General features: G+C 72.1%; 24 protein-coding genes and 1 pseudogene. 15 read left to right on the top strand and 10 right to left on the bottom strand.

From position 1 onward, the window contains the following. The first annotated feature begins 448 nt into the window (after positions 1-448). The 11 genes and pseudogenes from LRS07_RS06820 to LRS07_RS06775 all read left to right on the top strand — a co-directional run bounded on the left by LRS07_RS06820 (position 449) and on the right by LRS07_RS06775 (position 9,210). On the top strand, positions 449-1,543 hold the full coding sequence (locus LRS07_RS06820; protein ID WP_260501201.1) for an ABC transporter ATP-binding protein: 1,095 nt from the start codon (positions 449-451) through the stop codon (positions 1,541-1,543). A 113-nt stretch (positions 1,544-1,656) separates the two neighbouring features. Beyond that, complete coding sequence (locus LRS07_RS06815) at positions 1,657-2,577, top strand: oligopeptide/dipeptide ABC transporter ATP-binding protein (protein ID WP_260501200.1); 921 nt, start codon at positions 1,657-1,659, stop codon at positions 2,575-2,577. Between the two features lie 40 nt (positions 2,578-2,617). After that, on the top strand, positions 2,618-3,373 hold the full coding sequence (locus tag LRS07_RS06810; protein WP_260501199.1) for a GntR family transcriptional regulator: 756 nt from the start codon (positions 2,618-2,620) through the stop codon (positions 3,371-3,373). Positions 3,374-3,461: 88 nt separating this feature from the next. Then, positions 3,462-4,433 carry a Bug family tripartite tricarboxylate transporter substrate binding protein gene (locus LRS07_RS06805; protein ID WP_260501198.1) on the top strand — a complete coding sequence of 324 codons (972 nt, stop codon included), beginning with the start codon at positions 3,462-3,464 and terminating at the stop codon, positions 4,431-4,433. Positions 4,434-4,552: 119 nt separating this feature from the next. Next, entirely contained in the window at positions 4,553-5,410 is an 858-nt protein-coding gene (locus tag LRS07_RS06800; RefSeq protein ID WP_260501197.1) for a transglutaminase-like domain-containing protein, read from the top strand. Positions 5,411-5,908: 498 nt separating this feature from the next. Further along, complete coding sequence (locus tag LRS07_RS06795) at positions 5,909-6,301, top strand: hypothetical protein (RefSeq protein ID WP_260501196.1); 393 nt, start codon at positions 5,909-5,911, stop codon at positions 6,299-6,301. Positions 6,302-6,800: 499 nt separating this feature from the next. Beyond that, a complete protein-coding gene (locus LRS07_RS06790) occupies positions 6,801-7,436 on the top strand; it encodes a glutathione S-transferase (protein ID WP_260501195.1) in 636 nt (211 codons plus the stop codon). A 41-nt stretch (positions 7,437-7,477) separates the two neighbouring features. Further along, positions 7,478-7,939, top strand: a complete 462-nt coding sequence (locus tag LRS07_RS06785; protein WP_260501194.1) for a hypothetical protein — start codon at positions 7,478-7,480, stop codon at positions 7,937-7,939. A 20-nt stretch (positions 7,940-7,959) separates the two neighbouring features. Then, positions 7,960-8,160, top strand: a pseudogene (locus LRS07_RS22430) (DUF7661 family protein); the annotation flags it as partial. A gap of 42 nt (positions 8,161-8,202) precedes the next feature. Continuing rightward, the gene (locus LRS07_RS06780; RefSeq protein WP_260502060.1) at positions 8,203-8,673 is read left to right on the top strand and encodes an AAC(3)-I family aminoglycoside N-acetyltransferase; all 471 of its coding nucleotides are present in this window, start codon (positions 8,203-8,205) and stop codon (positions 8,671-8,673) included. 18 nt (positions 8,674-8,691) lie between these two features. Then, positions 8,692-9,210 carry a YdeI/OmpD-associated family protein gene (locus tag LRS07_RS06775; protein ID WP_260501193.1) on the top strand — a complete coding sequence of 173 codons (519 nt, stop codon included), beginning with the start codon at positions 8,692-8,694 and terminating at the stop codon, positions 9,208-9,210. 41 nt (positions 9,211-9,251) lie between these two features. Here LRS07_RS06775 and LRS07_RS06770 read toward each other — a convergent pair whose 3' ends face one another. Then, the gene (locus tag LRS07_RS06770) at positions 9,252-10,049 is read right to left on the bottom strand and encodes an SGNH/GDSL hydrolase family protein (RefSeq protein WP_260501192.1); all 798 of its coding nucleotides are present in this window, start codon (positions 10,047-10,049) and stop codon (positions 9,252-9,254) included. Positions 10,050-10,222: 173 nt separating this feature from the next. Here LRS07_RS06770 and LRS07_RS06765 point away from each other — a divergent pair, with 173 nt between their 5' ends. After that, positions 10,223-10,789, top strand: a complete 567-nt coding sequence (locus LRS07_RS06765) for a hypothetical protein (protein ID WP_260501191.1) — start codon at positions 10,223-10,225, stop codon at positions 10,787-10,789. 27 nt (positions 10,790-10,816) lie between these two features. On the opposite strand, the gene LRS07_RS06760 is transcribed toward LRS07_RS06765, so the two are convergent. After that, positions 10,817-11,803, bottom strand: coding sequence for a Bug family tripartite tricarboxylate transporter substrate binding protein (locus tag LRS07_RS06760; RefSeq protein ID WP_260501190.1), 987 nt, complete (start codon positions 11,801-11,803; stop codon positions 10,817-10,819). A 40-nt stretch (positions 11,804-11,843) separates the two neighbouring features. Then, entirely contained in the window at positions 11,844-13,712 is a 1,869-nt protein-coding gene (locus LRS07_RS06755; RefSeq protein ID WP_260501189.1) for an AMP-binding protein, read from the bottom strand. 128 nt (positions 13,713-13,840) lie between these two features. Here LRS07_RS06755 and LRS07_RS06750 point away from each other — a divergent pair, with 128 nt between their 5' ends. After that, on the top strand, positions 13,841-14,638 hold the full coding sequence (locus LRS07_RS06750; RefSeq protein ID WP_260501188.1) for a LuxR C-terminal-related transcriptional regulator: 798 nt from the start codon (positions 13,841-13,843) through the stop codon (positions 14,636-14,638). Between the two features lie 28 nt (positions 14,639-14,666). On the opposite strand, the gene LRS07_RS06745 is transcribed toward LRS07_RS06750, so the two are convergent. Next, complete coding sequence (locus tag LRS07_RS06745; protein WP_260501187.1) at positions 14,667-15,032, bottom strand: DUF6321 domain-containing protein; 366 nt, start codon at positions 15,030-15,032, stop codon at positions 14,667-14,669. A 222-nt stretch (positions 15,033-15,254) separates the two neighbouring features. Between LRS07_RS06745 and LRS07_RS06740 the strand changes: the two genes are divergently transcribed. Beyond that, the gene (locus LRS07_RS06740) at positions 15,255-15,701 is read left to right on the top strand and encodes an SRPBCC family protein (protein WP_260501186.1); all 447 of its coding nucleotides are present in this window, start codon (positions 15,255-15,257) and stop codon (positions 15,699-15,701) included. Between the two features lie 120 nt (positions 15,702-15,821). After that, entirely contained in the window at positions 15,822-16,175 is a 354-nt protein-coding gene (locus tag LRS07_RS06735; RefSeq protein WP_260501185.1) for a hypothetical protein, read from the top strand. Between the two features lie 3 nt (positions 16,176-16,178). On the opposite strand, the gene LRS07_RS06730 is transcribed toward LRS07_RS06735, so the two are convergent. From LRS07_RS06730 to mdcC, 6 genes are all read right to left on the bottom strand, one after another. Continuing rightward, positions 16,179-16,805, bottom strand: coding sequence for an ACP S-malonyltransferase (locus tag LRS07_RS06730; protein WP_409450633.1), 627 nt, complete (start codon positions 16,803-16,805; stop codon positions 16,179-16,181). Between the two features lie 305 nt (positions 16,806-17,110). Further along, positions 17,111-17,974: a triphosphoribosyl-dephospho-CoA synthase MdcB gene (gene mdcB, locus LRS07_RS06725; protein ID WP_260501183.1), complete on the bottom strand. Its 864-nt coding sequence runs from the start codon at positions 17,972-17,974 to the stop codon at positions 17,111-17,113. Continuing rightward, complete coding sequence (mdcG, locus tag LRS07_RS06720; protein ID WP_260501182.1) at positions 17,971-18,615, bottom strand: malonate decarboxylase holo-[acyl-carrier-protein] synthase; 645 nt, start codon at positions 18,613-18,615, stop codon at positions 17,971-17,973. The genes mdcB and mdcG overlap by 4 nt, the downstream gene beginning before the upstream one ends. Before the next feature lie 10 nt (positions 18,616-18,625). Next, complete coding sequence (gene mdcE, locus LRS07_RS06715) at positions 18,626-19,324, bottom strand: biotin-independent malonate decarboxylase subunit gamma (RefSeq protein WP_260501181.1); 699 nt, start codon at positions 19,322-19,324, stop codon at positions 18,626-18,628. After that, on the bottom strand, positions 19,324-20,202 hold the full coding sequence (locus LRS07_RS06710) for a biotin-independent malonate decarboxylase subunit beta (protein WP_260501180.1): 879 nt from the start codon (positions 20,200-20,202) through the stop codon (positions 19,324-19,326). Before LRS07_RS06710 ends, mdcE begins: the two co-directional genes overlap by 1 nt. After that, on the bottom strand, positions 20,199-20,507 hold the full coding sequence (gene mdcC, locus LRS07_RS06705; protein ID WP_260501179.1) for a malonate decarboxylase acyl carrier protein: 309 nt from the start codon (positions 20,505-20,507) through the stop codon (positions 20,199-20,201). Before mdcC ends, LRS07_RS06710 begins: the two co-directional genes overlap by 4 nt. Positions 20,508-20,509: the final 2 nt, after the last annotated feature.

Raw genomic sequence — 20,509 nt, 5'->3', positions numbered from 1 at the left:
GCCCGCTGCGCGGGCTGCGCTCAGACAGCCGCGGCGAGTTGGCCCTTGAAGCGCGCTGCGCGCGCCGACGGCCAACCTGCGCTGCTCGCCGCCCCGCAAGTCGCCTCCACCGGGTGCCGCCTGCCGCGATGGGCACCAAAGGTGTCGTGCCGACGATCAAACACCACGAGCGTTGCCGCGAAGGCGCGGGCGGGAAGCCGGCGACGCGCGTTGAGCGCAGCCGAGCAGCGCAGGGCTTGCGGCCCAGCGCGCAGCGCGGTTCCACCTCTGACTCGGCGCGACTGTCTGAGCGAAGCTGGCGCAGCCAGCGCAGCGAGTTCCGCGACGGGGCCGCAAGACCGAGCAGCGCAGGGCACCCTCGCGCAGCGAGGGCCAGCGATCGCGCGGCGACGGCTTTCCGCCCGCGCCTTGGCCGCACCACCGTCGGCACGAACGGAAGGCTCACGACATGACCGTCGCCACGCTCACCCCCACCGAGCCGTCGAACACAACGACCCAGCCCCCGCTGCTGGCCGTCGACGACCTGTCGCTCGACTTCCGCACGCGCGACGGCACGGTCAAGGCGCTCGACCATGTGAGCCTCACCCTGCGCAAGGGCGAAATCGTCGGCCTGGTGGGGGAAAGCGGCTCCGGCAAGTCGGTGCTGAGCTACGCGCTGCTGGGCATCAGCGACCGCGCCGCGCGCATCACCGGCGGCACCGCGGTGTTCGGCGGCATGGACCTGATCGGCGCCGGCGAACGCGAGCTGGCCGACCTGCGCGGCCGCGAGATCGGCATGATCTTCCAGAGCCCGCGCACCGCCCTCAACCCCATCCGCACCGTCGGCCTGCAGATCGAGGACGTGCTGCGCCGCCATGCCGCCGTGCGGCCCGAGGACCTGCGCCAGCGCGCGGTGCAGGCGCTGCGCGAGGTGGCCATCGCGGACCCCGAGGCACGGCACGGCGTCTACCCCTTCGAGATGTCGGGCGGCATGTGCCAGCGGGTGATGATCGCGCTGGCCCTGGCCTGCCGGCCGCAGCTGCTGATCGCCGACGAGCCCACCACCGGGCTGGACGTCACCACCCAGGCCGGCGTGCTGGACCTCGTCACCGCGCTGGCGCGCGAGCGGCAGATGGCCACGCTGCTCATCACCCACGACCTGGGCCTGGCCGCCGACCACTGCGACCGCATCACCGTGATGCACGCCGGCCAGGTGGTGGAAAGCGCGCCCACCGCGGCGCTGTTCAGCGCGCCGCGGCACCCCTACACCGCGCGGCTGATGTCGTCCACGCCGACGGCCGACGCGGCGCTGCAGACCTTGCAGCCGGTGCCCGGCAACCTGCCCGACCTGCGCCGCGCCCAGCTGCCCGCCTGCCGTTTCGCCGAGCGCTGCGAGCGCGCCGACGAACGCTGCCACCGCGAGCGCCCGCCGCTGGCGTCGGTCGGCGGCGACGCCGACGCCGCCGCCGGCCACCGCGTGGCCTGCTGGCACCCGCTGCCGCCGCCCGGGCCGGCGGCGCCGGTGCTGCCGCTGCAACCCCCTGCCGGAGTGGCCCATGGCTGACGCGCTGCCCACGATGCCCGACCTGTCGGACCTGCAGGCCCCCGGCCCCGCCCGGGCGGCCACCCCCCACCGAGCCGCTGCTGGTCGTCGACCGGCTGAGCAAGCGGTTCCCGGTGGGCAAGGACCGGCTGCTGCACGCGGTCGACGACGTGAGCCTGAGCCTGGCGCCCGGCGAGAGCCTGGGCCTGGTCGGCGAATCGGGCTGCGGCAAGTCGACCCTGGTGCGGCTGCTGGCCCGCCTGCTCGACCCCAGCGAGGGCCGCATCGTCTTCGACGGCGAGGACCTGGCGGCGCAACCGGCCAAGCGCTTCGCCCGGTCGCCCCTGCGGCGCGAGGTGCAGATGGTCTTCCAGGACCCCACCGACAGCCTGAACCCGCGCTTCACCGCGCTGGACACCATCGCCGAACCCTGCCGGCTGCTGGCCGGCATGGGCCGCGCCGAGGCCGAGGCCCGGGCGCGGGAGATCGCCGACCACGTCGGCCTGCCGCAGGTGCTGCTGCCGCGGTTTCCGCACCAGCTGTCGGGCGGGCAGAAGGCGCGGGTGGGCATCGCGCGGGCGCTGGCCGTCAAGCCGCGGCTGCTGATCCTGGACGAGCCCACCGCCGCGCTGGACGTGTCGGTGCAGGCGGTGGTGCTGCAGCTGCTCGACCGGCTGCGCCGCGAGCTCGGCCTGTCGGTGCTCTTCGTCAGCCACGACCTCAACGTGGTGCGGCTGCTCACCGACCGGGTGGCGGTGATGTACCTGGGCAAGGTGGTCGAGTGCGGCCCGTCGCAGCAGGTGTTCCGCGCGCCCGCCCATCCCTACACCCGGGCGCTGGTGTCGGCGGTGCCGGGCAGCGGCGCGCAGCGCGTCGTGCTGCAGGGCGAGATCTCCAGCCCGATCAACCCGCCCAAGGAGGTGTGCCGCTTCGCCAGCCGCTGCCCGCAGGCCGACGCGCTGTGCAGCCGGCAGGCGCCGCCCGCGGTGGCGGTGGGCGGCGGCCACGAGGCGCTGTGCCATTTCGCCGCGGCGCGCGCGCCGCTGGCCGCCTGACGGCCGGCTCGATGGCCCACGCCGCCTACCATCGGCCTCGATGACGTCGTCCGCCAACTCCGCCCCCTCCGTCCTCGACGGCGGCCCGCCGTTGCCGGTGCTGCCGCTGGTCACCGGCGGCAGCCGCGCCAGCCTGGCCGAGCAGGTGTACGCGGCGCTGAAGCGCGAGCTGCACGACTTCCGCCTCATCCCCGGCGACCGCTTCAGCGAGGCGGAGGTCGGCCAGCGCCTGGGCGTCAGCCGCACGCCGGTGCGCGAGGCGCTGTTCCGGCTGCGCAACGAGGGCCTGCTGGAGGTGGAGAGCAAGTCCGGCTGGTACGTTCGGCCGCTGGACTTCAACCGCCTGGACCAGCTGTACGACCTGCGCGTGGTGCTGGAGACGGCCAGCGTGGTCAAGCTGTGCGGCCGCCGCGAGGACGAACCCGCCGCGCTGGCCGAGTTGAAGGCCGCCTGGCTGGTGCCCGTGGCCGAGCGGCTGACCGAGGCCGACGCGGTGGGCGCGCTGGACGAGCGCTTCCACGCCTGCCTGGTGACCGCCGCCGGCAACGAGGAGATCGCCCGCGTGCACCGCGAGGTCACCGACAAGATCCGCGTCGTGCGTCGGCTCGACTTCACCCGCGTCGACCGCATCGACGCCACCTACGCCGAGCACGGCAAGATCCTGCGCGCCGTCATCCAGCGCAAGGCCGACCAGGCGGTGCTGCTGCTGAAGACCCACGTCGAGCAGAGCAAGTCCGAGGTGCGCAAGATCACCCTTGCGACCCTGCACGAGGCGCGCGCACGGGGGCGCGGCTGAAGGGAAGCACCTTTTCAGGGCACTGAAGGCCTGTGCACAATCGCCGCAGCCGACGTTCCGATCGGCCGCCGAGAACACAGGAGACACCATGGTCCAGCCCCGCAGGACGCTTCTCGCCGTTGCCTGGTGCCTGGCACTGGCCGGCGGCGCCGCCGTCGCGCAGTCCTACCCCACGCGCGCCCTCACCTTCGTCGTGCCCAACCCGCCGGGCGGCGTGGTCGACACCTCGGCCCGGCTGACCGGCGACGCGCTGTCGCGGGTCATCGGCCAGCCGGTGGTGATCGAGAACAAGGGCGGGGCCAGCGGCAACATCGCCTACCAGCAGGTCGCGATGGCGCCCAAGGACGGCCACACGCTGCTCATCTCCTACTCGGCCTACCACGTCGGCAACCCGGCGATGTTCTCCAAGCTGCCGTGGGCACAGAAGGACTTCGTGCCGGTGGCGCTGCTGACCGCCGCCACCAACGTCATCACGGCCCACCCGTCGGTGCCGGCGAACACGCTGCGCGAGTTCATCGACTACGTGAAGGCCAACCCCGGCAAGGTGAACTTCGCCTCGCAGGGCAACGGCTCGCTGTCGCACGTGGGCACCGCGCTGCTGGAGCAGACCACCGCCATGACCATGACGCACGTGCCCTACAAGGGCTCGGGGCCGGCCATGCAGGACGTGCTGGCCGGCCAGGTGCAGGTGTTCATGACCACGCCGCCCAGCGTGATGCAGCACGTGCAGGCGGGCAAGCTCAAGGCCTTCGCCGTCACCGGCAAGAGCCGACACCCCGGCCTGCCCAACGTGCCGACCACCGCCGAGGCCGGCCTGCCCGGCTTCGAGCTGGAGGCCTGGGTCGGCCTCTTCGCGCCGGCCGGCACGCCGCCCGCGGCGGTGCAGGCGCTGACCGAGAAGGTCCGGCAGGCACTGGCCACGCCCGAGGCCCGCGGCGCCGCCGAGAAGGCGGGCATCGAGCTGCGCTACCTGGGGCCCGACGCGCTGGCCGCGCTGGTGCAGCGCGACACGGCCTACTGGGGCGACGTCATCCGCGCGAAGAACATCCGCGCCGACTGACATCCGACTTCCGCGCCGACTGACACCCCCCGCCGTGCAGGCGGGTGCACACTCAAGCAACCCCGGGCCCGTCCCGGGCCCCGGTCTTGCAAGACCTGCCGCTTTGAGCTGTGCCCGCCATGCGCCCCACGTCGTCCGAGTCGCCCCCGTCGCCCGAGCAGGCCACCCCGTCGGCGCGGGTCACCCGCAGCTTCGAGGTCGACTGCCGCCTGGCTTACACCATCGACGAGCCGGCCCACTTCCTCTTCCAGCTGCACGCGCTGGACGGCATGGACCAGAGCGTGGTGAGCGAGTCGCTGCGCATCACGCCGACGGTGCCGCACCATGTCTTCGAGGACCGGCGCGTCGGCAACCGCTTCCTGCGGCTGCGCGCGGAGCCCGGCCCCCTGTCGCTGCGCTACAAGGCGCGGGTGGAGGTGGTGCGGCCGGTGCAGGCGCGCCAGCGCGCGCGCGAACTGTCCATCGACGAACTGCCCGACGAGGTGCTGCGCTACCTCATGCCCACCCGCTACTGCGAGTCCGACCTCATGGGCTCGGCGGCGCAGCGCATCTTCGGCCAGCACGCGCCCGGCTGGCGGCGGGTCAAGGCCATCAGCGACTGGATTCACGAGCACGTGGACTACCGCATCGGCAGCACCGACGCCACCAGCACCGCGCGCGACGTGTTCGTGCAGCGCGCCGGCGTCTGCCGCGACTTCGCGCACCTGGGCGTCACCTTCTGCCGCGCCCTCAACATCCCCGCCCGCCTGGCCGTGGGCTACGCCCGCTTCGACAAACCCCCGCCCGACTTCCACGCCGTGTTCGAGGCCTACCTCGACGGCGGCTGGCAACTCTTCGACCCCACCCGCATGAGCCCCGTCGAAGACCTCGTCCGCATCGCCGTCGGCCGTGATGCGAAGGACGTGGCCTTCGCGACGATCTTCGGGGCGGTGACGACTAGGAAGATCTGGCCTTGTGTGGAGGGGGTGGAGGGGTAGCGCATACGCGGCTGGGGGCGGTGGCCGCGATGCCGGACTTTTTAGTCCGTGTATTGACGGGAGAGGAAGACCCGAAACGATCGGCCGTCCGAGGGATGCCAAGGGTGGCGGTACGACTCGATACTGAGCCTTAGGCCGAAGGGTTCGGCCTATTGTGATCGGTCCATCTAACGTAAGCCGCGTCACTTCATTACATGCCAATGCTCGCTGCCCATAACACCGCTCGCGGACTGCGCATCGTGCCGCAGGGCAGCGGCTGTTCGCTGCAGCGCGGCTTAAGTCCACGCCGCTGGCCATCGCCGCGTGTGGCGTCGGCTGCACACGTTGGCGCCCTCGCTGGCGTTTGGTCCGCCGCTCGCGGTGCGCTCAACGGTCCACGGGTCGGGCGCTCCCGGGCACCAGCCAGGGGTGGTGTCGGCTCGGCTAACCCCGTCTTCCAGCGGACTGCCTTCGGCAGCCGCTGAAGTGCACGTTAGACGCTTAGAGGACGATCAACGAATGAACGCAATCTTTGAGCGTCTTACCCACTTCGCGGAGCATGCACTCGCTCGGCTGAAGGTAAGCAGCGCGCTGAATCCGTGCCTATGGTTATGCGCGTTAGCCTTCCCCTTTGGGCTCGCTGGCGCGATCTTCTCAGCCGGTGCAGTACAGATGGCGTGCCTCGCTCTCATGTTCATTCCGATGCTGATTTTTTCCATCGCGTATCTGTACTTCATGGTGGTGAGCCCCGACAAATTGCGGTCAGAGGAGTACGAACTTAAGAAGATCGCGCTGAATCTCATCGAAGAAAAGGGCGGTGCCATCCCAATCGCTGAGTCCTCAGTTGAAGCAATTGCGAACTACGACTACAAGCCTCTGCCGAAGCTGACACACGGGAGCGCCGCGGAATGAGCACGTGGCCTTACATCATCGTATTCAACGACAAGCTCGGAACGCGAGACGAAGTCACCGGGTTCCTGGATACGCTGCCGGAGGTGACATATTGGTACGCGTGTCTCCCCAGTGCAGTGTTCTGCACTGCGACGGTGAGTGCAGGGTACCTTTCGGACAAGATCAAGGCACGTTTTGGGACGGACGACGGGCAACGCTTCTTCGTGACAGAGGTCCCAGACGACAGACAAGGCTGGCTGCCCAAGAACGTTTGGCACATGCTTCAGAACCCGAAGAATCCGCGATTGCCCAAGTGATGCGCGCCTTGAACAGGTCGGTCGACTCGGACACGTCACGGCAAGGAGCCGCACAGTGCCATTTGAAATCCTGCACGGCGCCGCCCCTTGCCGCAACGTGCCGGTCACCTTTGCGTTAGACCGCACGATCGGTGGCATAGAGCGCACAGCAGAAAAATCAAACGTCCAATGACTTCAAGCGTTAGCCGCTAGAGGAGAACCCCATGAAACTCATCGGCATGCTCGACTCCCCCTACGTCCGGCGCGTCGCCATCTCCCTTCAGCTGCTCGGCGTGGACTTCGAGCACCACTCGCTCTCCGTCTTCCGGACCTTCGACGAGTTCAGCCGGATCAACCCGGTCGTCAAGGCGCCCACGCTGGTGTGCGACGACGGCGAGGTGCTGATGGACTCCACACTCATCCTCGACTACGCCGAGGCGCTGGCGCGGCCGCGGACGCTCATGCCGCAGGGGCTGGACGAGCTCCAGCGCTCGTTGCAGCTGATCGGCCTGGCGCTTGCGGCGACGGAGAAGTGCGTGCAGGTCGTCTACGAACATGGCGTTCGGCCGGCCGAGAAGCTCCATCGGCCGTGGCTGGACCGGGTCATCGGCCAGGCACTGGCGGCCTATGACGAGCTGGAGCGCCGGCTGGCGGCGCGGCCGTTGGTGGTCGACAGCGCGCGCATCGACCAGGCGGGCGTCACCGTCGCCGTGGCCTGGCACTTCACGCAGCGGATGACGCCCGAGGCGGTGCCCGCCGAGCGGTTCCCTCACCTGGTCGCGCTCTCCGCTGCCGCGGAATCGCTGCCCGAGTTCCAGGCCACGCCGCACGGCGACAGCACCTACCGCCGCCACGGCTGACGCCTCGCGCGCTCGCGGCACCACCCGCCTTGGTAGCCCTCATGAACGAAGCCCTCGATCGCCTCGCCAAGCAACTGGACCTTGGGGCCCCCAGCCAGGAGCGGCTGCGCCTCGCGTTCGGCCATGCCTGCACGCTGCGGGTGAAGCACCTGCTCGAAGAACCCGCGGTGCTGGCGTGCCTGGCGGCGCTGGGCCAGTACCTCGACGGCACCCTCCCCCGCGCGGAGCTGGAGGCCACCGCCACCACGGCCATGCGGCTGGCCAACCACCACCAGGGCTCGAAGTCCATCGACGGCTGCGGTCACGCCGCGGTGTCGGCCACGTACGCCGTGGCCAACGCGTTGTGTGGCAAGGCCGTTCAGGCGGCCGAGTACGCGGCGTACGCCTCGGTCTATGGCCAGGGCGGTTATGGCGCGGTCGCGGACCCGGCGTCGTTCCAGCCCGAATTCGCTTGGCAGGTCGACTGCCTCGCCCGGCTGGCCGCTCAGCACGCGCCCGCGTGACGTCGGCCGGGAGGGGCCCCATGAGCGCGCCGCGCTTCAACGTCTTCGGCCGCATCTACGAACTGCGCCGCGAAGCGGGCCGCTGGCGCGCACTGTCGGTCGGCAACGATGGCAAGCTCGGCCCTGCCGGCTTCGAAGTGCCGTCGTTCATCGAGGACGCCGAGCTGGAACAGTTCCTCTTCGACCTCTTCCACGAGAGCGCCACCCCGGGCAACGGCGACGTGCGGCGGCTCCCGAGACGACACGACCCTCAGCGCCTGCCCATGCCCCAGCCCTTCGCCGTCCAGACCCTGACGCCGCAGGACCTCCCGGTCATGCGCCAGCTGCTGGACCTGTTCGGCGAGGTCTTCGAAGACCGGCCGACGTACTCCCACCACCAGCCGGACGACACCTACCTGGCCCAGCTGCTCGGCAGCCCCACCTTCATCGCCATGGCCGCGACGCGGGGCGATGAGGTGGTCGGGGCGCTGGCCGGCTACGTGCTGCCGAAGTTCGAGCAGCGGCGCTCCGAGTTCTACCTCTACGACCTGGCCGTGGCCGAAGCGCACCGGCGCCAGGGCATCGCCACCGCCCTGATCCGCGAACTGCAGCGCCTGGCCGCGGCGCGCGGCGTCTACGTCATCCTCGTGCAGGCCGACCACGGCGACGACCCGGCGATCGCGCTGTACAGCCGGCTCGGCGTGCGTGAGGACGTGCTGCACTTCGACATCCCGCCGTCTGCCGACGGCGGCTGACCGCGGGCCCGCGACCGCATGATGTCGCCGCCCAACCCCTGGGTGCACCCCCTCACCCGCACCGAATGGCGCGAGTGGCTGCGGCTGAACCACGAACGCGCCACTGGCGTGTGGCTGGTGTCGCACAAGAAGGCGACCGGCCGGCCCCGCGTGGAGTACGACGCGGCGGTGGAGGAGGCGCTGTGCTTCGGCTGGTCGCGGCCGAACAAGCAGCGGGTGGAGCGTCTGCTGCAGGCCGGCCTGATGGCCGAGGCCGGGCTGCGCAAGGTGGAACAGGCCCGGCGTGACGGCTCGTGGACGAAGCTCGACGCCATCGAGGAGCTGCAGGTGCCTGACGACTTGGCCCAGGCGCTGGCCGGCCAGCCCGACGCCGCCCGGCACTTCGACGCCTTTCCGCGCTCGGCCAAGCGCGGCATCCTGGAATGGATCGCCAGCGCGAAGACGGCCGAGACGCGGGCCCGGCGCATCTACGAGACCGCCCGCCTGGCCAGCCGCAACGAGCGGGCCAACCAGTGGCGGCCGAAGCGATCAGTCTGACCGTTTGAAACGTGCAGCGGCAACCGAACGTCCGTGCCACTTCATGCCAGTTCCAACCGATGCAGGACCGGCGCCCAATGCTTCTCAACGACCTTACGAAAGCCTTTCGGCGTGGGATGCAGTTCGTTGGCCCAGTCGGCTGGAGAAAGGGCGGAGCGGCTGTCGACTAGTTCCACGCGGCCGGCAGAGCCGGCAACCAGTCTGGACAGCACTGAATGGAAGTGATCGAGCAGAAACACTAAGCACCGGGCCTGAAGCGGCAGCGGTACCTGTGCTGCATCCAGCGCGGGTTTGATCCAGCCTGCTCCGCCGTTCACACCCTTCCCGGTTGGCAGTGAGTAGGCGTAGGTGTGGACAATTATCCGGGCGTGCCCCGGCATGACGAAGAGCGCCCTGGTGATGAGGGTTGCGTAGTTCTCATACACCTTTTGGAAGAGCCACTCGACGGTACCTTCTTCCGCCCCGGGCTTGAAGCATTCCGCCGCACTGGTTGCGGCAGAACAGTCAGCTCGCAGCAGAGGCCGCAGATCGTTGAATCCAGCAAAGTCGTTGCCGCCCGCGCTGATCAGAAATGCGCTCGCTCCGCTCCCATAAAGCCGCAGCATCTCGTTGACCTGGCGCTTGTACTTGCCCTTGACCAGGTCGTACGCCTCGACCCCGTTGCTTCCCTCCACGAGAATATTGTGGCCCTTGTGGGCCACCAACGCGCCAATGCCGGTGATCAGCGATCCACCTGGAAACGGGTACCAGAACCAGGAATCACCAGCAGCAAGAATGTCGGCCGTCTCGTTGGCGTTCTCCAACGCCTGCTTATCCCAAAAAACATTGCCGTCTCGCATGACCGACGCCCCTCGCAACCACTTCAAGCTTGAGGCGTCATGAAACGCCCTTGTCGCCAGCAGTCTGCCGGCAGCTTAGTGAGTTGTCGTCGTCATCGCGTCCTCCGTTTTGGGGAGGACTGACGGTGGAATCTGAGCCAGGATAGTGGCTGGTGCCGTGTCATGGAGCGAACATGCCAAGGGCCGATCTCCTCACACCCGTGGTGCTGGTATTTCTCGCCACGCTGTTCTTTGCAGCGCTGCGCAAAGCCACCGTGCATCCGACGTCACTACAGGGCGCCCTTTCCACACTGGACAGCATCCAAGACTGGACGAAATGGATGGCGGGGGTTCAGACCGCGGCGATTGCCGGGCTCACCTATTTCGTCTTTGAGGAGAAGACAACCAAACTGCACCAACTCTCCGACTGGGGATTCACCTTCCTGCTCGCAACCTACCTGCACCTGGGCGCAGCGCTGTTGGTCGGCGCCTGGGTGCTGTCATCAATGCCATCACAGACCCTTCGCGCGCACACGCACGCTGCTATTGCATTGAGCTCTGCCAACATCGGTCCATCGCACGACGGTGGCACATCACCCTCAACAGCAACTCCACTGATGAAGGAATTCGATGTGTATGAGCAACCCATCTACGTCTGGACCGAAGCGCCCAGGCTTGGGTACCTGCTCGCGCTTCAGCATTGGCTTTGGGTAGAAGGGTTGCTCGCGGCCGCAGGTCTCTTCGCGACACTGCTCTTCTAAAGCAGAGCCAGGCGAAAACGGCCGCCTTCAGTCCCCCTTGAACCCGCTCGCCTTCACGATCTGGCCCCACTTCTGCGCGTCGGCGCGCACCATCTTCAGGGTGTCGGCGGTGGAGGTGCCGGAGACGCTGAAGCCGGACTCGATCAGCTTGGCGCGGGTGTCGGCGGCCTGCACGGTGGCGACGAGCTGGCGGTTCAGCGCGTCGACGATGGGCTGCGGCGTGCCGGCGGGGGCGAAGATGGCGAACCACGCCGAGACGTCCATCTTCGGCATGCCGGCCTCGGTGAAGGTGGGCACGTCGGGCGCCAGCGGCGAGCGCTGGGCGGCGGTGGTGGCCAGCGCTCGCATCTTGCCGCCCTTGACCTGCGCCACGCCCAGCGCGGTGGAGACGAAGGCGCCGGCCACGTCGCCGGCCACGATGGCGGTCACCGCGTCGCCGGTGGCGCGGTAGTGGATGGGCTCGACCTTGAAGCCGGCCATCTCGCCGAACACGGTGGCCGCGAAGTGGCCCGGCGTGCCGGCGCCGAAGGTGGCGAAGTCGGCGCGGTCGCGGGCCTTCTGCGCCTGCACGAACTCGGCCACGGTGCGCGCCGGTGAGTTGGCCGGCACCACCAGCAGGAAGTCGGAGCGGGCCACCTCGGCCACCGGCAGCAGTTCCTTGGCCGGGTCGTACGGCAGCTTGCTGAAAGCGGCCGGCGCGATGGAGATGGCCGACACGTCGCCCAGCAGCAGGCTGTAGCCGTCGGCCGGGCTCTTGGCCACGTTCTGCGCCGCGATCTGGCCGCCGGCCCCGGTGCGGTTGTCCACCGTCACCTGCTGCTTGAGCAGGCCGCCCAGGCCGTTGGCGATGTGGCGGGCCAGCACGTCGGGGCCGGTGCCGGGGGCGAAGCCGACGACCAGGCGCACCGGCTTGTCGGGGTAGGCGCCCTGGGCGCTCAAGCCCAGCGGCAGCGGGGCCAGGCCCAGGGCGGCGGTGGTGGCCAGCCAGCGGCGGCGGTCGAACAGGGTCGTCATGGGGCGAGTCTCCTCTTGTGGATGGTGGGGCACATCGAAATCAACGGGCCGGGCCGTCGCCGGTGGTCAGGGTGAACGGCAGCGCGAACGGCGTCATGAGCTGGCGCAGCGCCGGCTCGTCGGCGGCGTCGGCCAGGGTGAAGTGCAGCGCCACGCCGCCGGCCGTCTCGCGCGCCTGCACCGCCACCCCCGGCGTCAGGCCGGCGCCTTGCAGCAGCGCGTCCATCACCTGTTGCGCCGCCAGCACGCGCAGTGCGGGCTTGTAGACCTTGCCCACCGCGGTGACCGGGATCTGCGGCAGCAGCTCGATGCGCCGGGGCACCGCCGGCCGCTCGGCGATGTGCGGCGTGGCGAAAGCCAGCAGCGCGGCCGGGTCCACCGTCGCGCCGGGCTTCAGCGAGACGAAGGCCATCGGCACCTCGCCGGCGTGCGCGTCGGGCTGGCCGACAGCGGCGGCCATCAGCACGTCGGGGTGGCGCAGCAGCACCGACTCGATCAGCTGCGGGTCGATGTTGTGCGAGCCGCGGATGATCACGTCCTTCTGCCGGCCGGTGACGAAGACGCGGCCCTCGGCGTCGACATGGCCGATGTCGCCGCTGACCAGCCAGACGCCGCCTTCTCCTTCGTCGTGCTCGAAGGTGCCGGCGTTGCGTTGCGGCTCGGTGTAGCCGGGGCTGACCTGCGGGCCGCGCACGCGCAGCACGCCGGGCTCGCCCGCGGCGGCGGGCCGGCCGTCGGGCCGCACCGCCTGCACCTCGGTGAAGGGCAGCGGCAGGCCGCAGGAGCCGGCCACCCGCGGCGCGGCGACCGGCTCGATGCTGATGACGCCGGCCGACTCCGTCATGCCCAGGATGTTGCGCACCGGGATGCCGTGGCGCCGCTCGAAGGCGGTGGCCAGTTCGGCCGGCAGCGGCGAGCCGCCGGTCAGCGCCGCGCGCACCGAGCGCAGCCGCGCCGCGTCCAGGTCCAGCGCCAGCAGGCTGGCCAGCACGGTGGGCACCACCGCCAGCAGCGTCACGCCGTGCGCTTGCACCACCTCGCCGTAGCGGCGCATGAAGTGGCCGTCGCGCAGGCCCAGCCGCGGCGCGAGCACCAGCTCCGCCCCGGCGATGAGCGTGGACAGCCCGTAGACGAAGGCACCGGCGACGTGAAAGATCGGGAAGCCGTTGAGCAGCACATCGCGCTCGGTCAGGCCGAACATCAGCGCGGCGCCGGCGGCGGCGTGCAGCTGGTTGCGCTGCAGGTGGCGCGCCATCTTCGGCGCGCCGGTGGTGCCGCCGGTGTGGAACAGCGCGGCGTCGGCGGTGTCCTCGCGGGCGAAGGCCAGGCGGTCGGCCGGCTGCGCCTGCAGCGCCTCGGTGAACGGGTCGGTGCCGGCGGGCGCCTTGCCGTCGCCCGGCACCGGCTCGACCACCAGCACGTGGCGCAGCGCGGGGCAGGCCGCCCGCACGGTGGCGATGCGCTCGGCGATGTCCAGCTCGGCGCAGGGCCCGTAGGCGACCAGGATGTCGGCCTCGCAGGCCCGGACCAGCGCGGCGATGTGCTCGGCGTTGAGCTGGTGGTTGATCGGGCAGGCGATGCCGGCGGCCTCGGCGCCCCACAGCGCGACGTAGGCCTCGGGCACCGGCGGCAGCAGCAGCGCGATGCGCGGCGGGCGTCCCGGCACCAGCCCGGCGAACAGGTTGGCCGCCTGGTTCACCCGGCCCAGCAGTTCGGCGTAGGTCCAGCGACGCACCGCCAGCGCTGTCGTGGCGGCGTCGTCGACGGAGGTCAGCGCCCAGCGGCCGGGGTGGCGCGCAGCGGCGGCCGCCAGCGCCGCGTGCACCGTGGCGTGCGGCATGAAGGCGGCGTAGGGCGCCTGCTCGATGCGGCGCAGGTCGGCCAGGGAGGCGGGGGAAGCAGTAGGCAAGGGGCGGCGGTTCGTCGCGCGGCAGGCGGGGCGACACGGGGTATGCGATGCCCGGCATCGGGCCGCCGAAGGCTAAGCTGCCGGGCCCCGGCGCGCAGTCCTCCCGGAAGAGGACAGCGCGGCAAGCCTTGCCACACCATGCAACTGATCGACATCGACCCGACCGACCGCGTGCCCGCCGCCACCCAGGCCACCGGGGGGAGGCGGCACTGGCCGGCCTCATCGCCAGCCTGTCCAGCGACCGCTTCGCGCACGAGGGCCTGGCTCAGCTCAACCGCTGGCTGCCGGCCTGCTGGTGGTCGGTCTACCAGCTGTTCCACGACGCGCCGCCGCACCTGCACCTCAACGCCGCATTCACCGGCGAGGACGGCAGCGACGACGCCTGGCAGGTGTACCGCCGCTCGCTGTACCGGGTGGACGAGACCTTCGACGCCGCGCGGGACCACCTGCAGGCCGAGGGGCACCCGATGGTGCTGACGCACTGGCACGCCAACGAGATGCCGCGCCGCCACCGCGCCGCCATCTACCAGCGCCATGCGCTGCGCGAGCGGCTGTCGCTGGTGGCGCCGGCCGACGGCGGCGCGCTGCTGGCGCTGAACCTGTACCGGCACGACCAGCAGCCGGCCTTCAGCGACGACGAGATCGACGCGGTGCGCCGCCTGGCGCGGCCGCTGCTGGCCTGCGCCGAGCAGCACATCGCCTTCAACGCCCGGCTGCGGCCGGAGGCCGCGCTGCTCGCCTCGCTGCCGCGGCGCGAGCGCGAGGTGTGCGAGCGGCTGCTCAAGGGCTGGTCGCACGACGGCATCGCCGCCGACCTGGGCCTGTCGCCGGTGACGGTGAAGACCTACCGCGACCGCGCCTTCGAGCGCCTGGGCATCCACCACCGCAGCGAGCTGTTCGCGCTGGCGCTGAAGACCGCCGGCTGAGGCGCCTGCCGTGCCGGCCGCCCTGCCGTCACTTGCGTTCCTTCGACGCGTGGTAGCGCTGCAGCAGCTTGCGCCCCTTCTCGGCGATCCTGCGCGCCTGGGCCTCGGTGGTCGGCACCTTCTCGCCCCAGGCGTGGGCCGACAGCGCGAAGCGCGTGGGCTCGCCGTTGGGCTTGCGCAGCGGCGGCAGCGTCTGCCGGCCGTAGAACCGCGTGGCCCAGCTGCCCTTGCGGCGCATGTCCTCCGGGGTCATCTCGGACTCGGGCTTGGTCACGCCGGGCTTCAGGTGCGCGCCGTCGGTGCGCGCGAATTCGGCGCGGCCGGCGGCGGTCAGGCCGCCCTTCGGGTCTCGGGTGCGGGGGCGGCGCGCGCGGGACGTGGCGGTCGTGCTCATGGCGGTCCTCGGTGGCAAGGCGGGGTGGCCCTTGAACGGCAAGCAACGTACCGTTCCGCCCGGCTGCGGCGGGCCGAGGCTGGCCTCGGCGGCCGCCGGTCCCCGGGTGCGGCGTTGCTGCGCCGACGCGGCACGGTTGTCGAAACGCAGGGCGGCGGACCGTCGTGACAAAGACGGCCGCATGGCCTTGCGCCACGTCCAACCCCACGAAAGGAACGTTCCATGTCCGACCGCACCGTCCGCCTGCACCGCGTGCTGCGCTGCCCGCCGCAGAAGGCGTACCGCGCCTTCACCGAAGCCGAGGCCCTGGCCAAGTGGCTGCCGCCGCATGGCTTCACCTGCCAGGTGCACGAACTGAGCGCCACCGTCGGCGGCCGCTTCCGCATGTCGTTTCGCAACTTCGGCAGCGGCCACGCGCATTCGTTCGGCGGCGAGTACCTGGAGCTGGTGCCGCACGAGCGCGTCCGCTACACCGACACCTTCGACGACCCCAACCTGCCCGGCACCATCACCGTCACCGTCACGCTGGCGCCGGTGGCGTGCGGCACCGAGCTGCGGGTGGAGCAGACGGGCATCCCCGAGGTCATCCCGCTGGAGATGTGCTACCTCGGCTGGCAGGAGTCGCTGGGGCAGCTGGCCACGCTGGTCGAGCCTGACATCCCCGGCTGACAGGCGAGTGGTTGACCGGGAAACACCGCAGCGCTCAGGGCCTGCCCTGGGCATCGGCGTTGCCGGCTCAGGAGGCGACCGGGACGGATCCACCGCCCCGGCAGCCACCTGGAGCAACCCATGAACACCCTTCGTCAAACCCTGACCGCCACCGCCATCGCCCTGCTCGCCGTGAGCGGCGCCGCCCAGGCGCAGGACCGGTCCAACGTCGGCACCGGCACCGCCGCCGCCCAATCGGAGAAGGACCGCGGCGTGCCCGGCGTCGACGTGGACGTCGGCCGCAACGCCAAGGGCGCCGTCGACGTCAACGTCAACAAGAACAACAACAACGAGGCCCGTCCGGCCGCCGGCCGCCGCGAGATGGACCGCGGGGTGCCGGGCGTGGACGTGAACGTCGGCCGCAACGCCAACGGCGCGGTGGACGTCAACACCGACCGCGGCGGCCAGCGGCCGGCGCGCGCCGACCGCGGCTGAGCGTCAGCCCGACAGCCGCGCCCGCACCCAGTCGGCCGCGCCCTGGGCGCTGGCGAAGTCCTCCAGCGCCCGGGCCGGCACGGCCGCGGGCTGGCGCTGCTGCCAGCCGCGCGACAACGCCCGGCCCGGTCCCACCTCCAGCACGCAGCGCACGCCGCGCTGCGCCAGCTGGTCCTCCACCGTCGCCCAGTCGACGCGGTGGTCGAGCTGCGTGGCCAGCGCCCGGCGCAGCGACGACTCGTCGCGCACCAGCCGTCCGCCGGCGTTGACGGCCACCGGGCAGCGCAGGGAGCGCCAGGGCAACGCCGACAGCCGTCGTGCGAAGGGCGCCACCGCCGACGCCATGAACGGCGAATGCGAGGCCACGGCCACCGGCAGCCGGCGGCATTCGGCCCCCGCGGCCGACAACCGCGCCGCCGCGTCGTCCAGCGCCTGCCACGTGCCCGCCTGCACCGACTGCGACGGCCCCAGGTCGATGGCCCAGGCCAGGCCGAGGTCGGCGCAGCGCGACGCCACCGCCTCGGCCGACAGGCCGCTCACCGCCATCAGGCCACCGGGCTGCGAAACCGCGGCCTCGTCCATGCAGCGGGCGCGTTCGGCGGCCAGGGCCACGATGGCGTGGGCGTCCAGCGCACCGGCGGCCCCCCACCGCCGCCAGCTCGCCCACGCTGTAGCCCGCCACGACGCCGGGCGGCTGCGGCAGCCGCGGCGCCAGCACCGCCCAGGCCGCCAACGACGTGCCGACCACCAGGGGCTGAGCGACGGCGTTGCGCTGTCGCCAGTCCGCGTCCTGCAGCCGCCGGCGCCAGTCGTCGCCGACGAACCGGCCCATCGCCGTCAGCAGCGGCGCCGCGTCGGACTCGCTGTCCAGCCAGGGCAGCAGGTCGGGGTGCTGGCTGGCCTGGCCGGGGAACAGGACGGCATAACCGGGCATGTCAGCCGCGGGTCACCGCATCGACCCAGCAGGCCGCGCCCAGCAGGTCGGCCGCCCCGCCGGGGGACAGCCGGCGGACGACGAAGGCCTGGTGCACCGCCCGCGCGTGCGGCAGCCAGTCGCCCCGGAAGACGCCGCCCCGGTCGAGGAAGCGCGCGGCCGCGGCGCGGGCGAACCACAGCCCTTCGGCCCCGCCGCGGTGCACGAGGTTGGTGTCGTCGAGCCGGGCGATGGTGGCGAACAGCGCCTGCACCCGCGCCGCCCGCGCCGGCGCCCCGGCGGCCTCGGCCGACCGCAGCGTCGGCAGCGTGACCTCGAACAGCGTGGGCCAGCCGAGCGCCGCCTCCTCGCTGGCGCTGCGCAGGCCCAGCGACCGCGCCGCCTGCTGGCCGTGCGAGCGGGCCGGCGCCGCGCGCAAGGCGGCGGCATGCGCGGCCAGCGCGGCGCCGTGGTGGCGCATCAGCCAGCCGCGCAAGGCCTCGGGCGCCAGCGGCCGGCCCTCGGCCTGCAGGCCGCCGCCGGCCGCGCACAGCAGCCCGAGCAGGAACACCGCGCCGCGGTGGGTGTTGACGCCCCCGGTGGCGCGCAGCATGCGCCGCTCGGCGGCCTGGCCGTGTTGGCGCAGGGTGTCGAAGGGATGGCCGTGCGCGCCGGCCTCGGCGGCTTGCGCGAAGTAGTGGCGCAGGGCGAAGAGGCTGCGCATGAACAACGCGGCGTCCATGTCGTCGTGGCTGCCGTTGTCGCGCAGGCTGACGAGGCCGGGTTTGGGTTCGAGCACCAGCTCGCGGTAGAGCGCGCGCACCGCCTCGCGGGCCAGCCACGAGGTCGCGCGGCGGGCGGTGGCCGGCACCACGACGAGGTTCATGCCGGCACCGCCTGCAACGCCGTGGCGTCGCACAGCGACACCCCATGCATCGACTTCACCAGCACCTGCGCCACCCGGCCCTGCAGCAGCGCCGCCCATTCGCGCCAGGGCACGGCGCGGCCGTCTGGCAGCACCAACTCGCCGTCGAGGCGCATCGGCAGGTCGGCGGCCTGCAGCCCGTCGATCACCGCCGGCGCCTGGTCCGCGTGTGCCAGTTCGACCAGCAGGTCGAGGTCCGAGCCGGGATGCACATAGCGCTCGCCGGTGAGGTGCTGCCAGCCGTGCGAGCCGTAGACCCGCACCCTCGCGCAGAGGCTCAGCTGCTGAGCCAGCGCGGCCGCACCCGTCCAGGCCTGCGCCATCGCCACCTCGTGCAGCGACGGGAAGTGGCCGGCGCGCACCACCTCGTCCCGCTGCGCCACCAGCGCCACGCGGCGGCGGTCGAAGCGCGCCGGGGCCGGCAGGCCGAGCGCCAGCGCGCCGGCGGGCAGCGGCTGCGTCGGCCGCGCGACCACCAGCGGCCGGTCCGCGTCGCGCCAGGCGTCGAGCAGCGGCCGTTCGGCGGCCGGCGCCCGGTCGTGCCAGCGCGCCCAGGCGGCCGCCGACAACCAGACCAGCCGGTGGCGCTGCAGCGGCGGCACCGCCGGCCCCTCAGCCCGCCAGTACGCGGGCGATGACCTCGTCGGCCAGCCGGCGCCCGCCGCGGGCCGCGCCATCGGCCGCGCGCGTGTCCTGCGCCGGCAGGTCGGCCAGCGCGGCGCGCAGCGCGGCCTGCAGGTCGCCACGCCAAAGGCGCCGCACCCCGCCCATGGCGACGTAGTTGTCGACGCCGGGCGCGAACACCGGGTTGCGTTCGGCCAGCGCCGCCAGCCGGTCCTCGGCGATCTTGGTCACGCGGGCCATCGCCGGCAGCCGCATGACGCGGATCTCGGCGTCGGGCAGCGCGTCGCAGGCGTCGGCCATCAGGCCGCTGGCGAGGAAGCCGCCCGACAGCGCCTGGTCGTACACCAGCCCCAGCACCCGGTGCCCGCGCCGCCGTGCCAGCGCCACGCAGCAGGCCAGGTGCGCCATGCAGCGGTGGATGCCGAGCAGCTCGTCGCGGTGGCGCAGCCGCTGGCCCTGCGTGTCGACCAGCAGCAGCAGCGGCCGGCCGGGGTGGTCGCGCACCACGTCCAGCACCGCCCGCGCCTGCGCCAGCGCCAGCTCCACGCCGATGGCCGCATGGTCGGTGGTGCCGACGACGGCGAGGTCCTGCCCGTCGAGCCGGGCGGTGCCGGTGAGCAGCTCGCCCTGCTGCAGCACGCGGTGGTCGTCGCCGAAGAGGGCGTGCAGCAGGTCGGTCCAGTGCATCAGGCCGCTCCCGCCGAGGGCATGCGCGCGCGCAGCGCGGCGAGGTCGAGACCGTCCACCGCCGCCGCGTCGAGCCCCAGCCGGGGCCACCAGTCGGCGGCGTCACGGCAGTCGCCGAAGCGCTGCACGCGGTCGGCCAGCAGCGCGTGCTCGGCCTCCAGCGTGTCCAGGTCCAAGGGGCGCGGCCGGTCGAGCAGCCGCAGCGCGGCGTCGCGGAAGGCGGCCACGTCGTCCTCGACGAGGGCGTCGGCGTCGCCGACGAGGAAGCGGTGGCGGCCGCCGGTGGTGCGCCAGACGCGGGCGCGGTCGCGCGCGTCGAACTCCTCGACGCCGTGCGCCGACTCGATGACCTCGGGGCCGGACATCGACAGCCGGCCGAGTTCGCTCATGGCCACGCGGTCGGCGCAGCGCGCGACCAGGCCCATGCCGCCGAAGCAGCCGTTGGCGCCGCCGATCAGCACCACCACCGGCACGCCGGCCGCGCGGCATTCGATGACGGCGCGCATCACCTCGGCCACGCCGATCAGCCCCGCGTTGGCCTCGTGCAGCCGCACGCCGCCGGACTCGGCCAGCAGCAGCACGCCCGCCGGCCGCTCGCGCTGTGCCAGCGCCAGCAGCCCGGTCAGCTTGGCGCCGTGCACCTCGCCCACGCCGCCGCCCATGAAGCCGCCTTCCTGCGCCGCGGCGAGCACCGCCCGGCCCTGCAGCCGGCCGCGGCCGATGACCACGCCGTCGTCGAAGGCGCCGGGCAGGTCGAGCGCCGCCAGGTGCGGGCTGGTGACGCGCTCCGACGGGCCGAGGATCTCGGCGAAGCTGCCGGCGTCGAGCAGCGCGACGATGCGCTCTCGGGCGGTGGCCTCCGCATAACTCACGTTCATGACGCCCCCTTCACCTGCGCCATCGCCTGGTCCAGCCGCAGGCCGACCACCGCCGGCGTGGCGCCCATGTCGTGGATGGCGACGGCCAGCCCGCCGAGGCCGTGGCGCCGGTGGAAGTCGGCCAGCACCGCGGCCCAGATGGCGCCGAAGCCGCGGGCGGTGGTCTGCACCTGGACGGCGCAGTCGGGGCCGGCGGCGGGTTCGAGCAGCACCTCCAGGTTGCCCGAGCCGAGCACGCCGACGAGCACCGGGGCGAACGCGCCCGCCGGTCGGCCACCGTTGAATCGGAAGTCGAGTCGTTCCATCG

This window comes from Aquabacterium sp. J223 (genome assembly GCF_024666615.1).
In the GTDB taxonomy this organism is placed as follows: Bacteria; Pseudomonadota; Gammaproteobacteria; order Burkholderiales; family Burkholderiaceae_C; genus J223.
The sequence above is the reverse complement of the archived record's forward strand: the minus strand, read 5'-3'. Positions and strand labels throughout refer to the sequence as shown.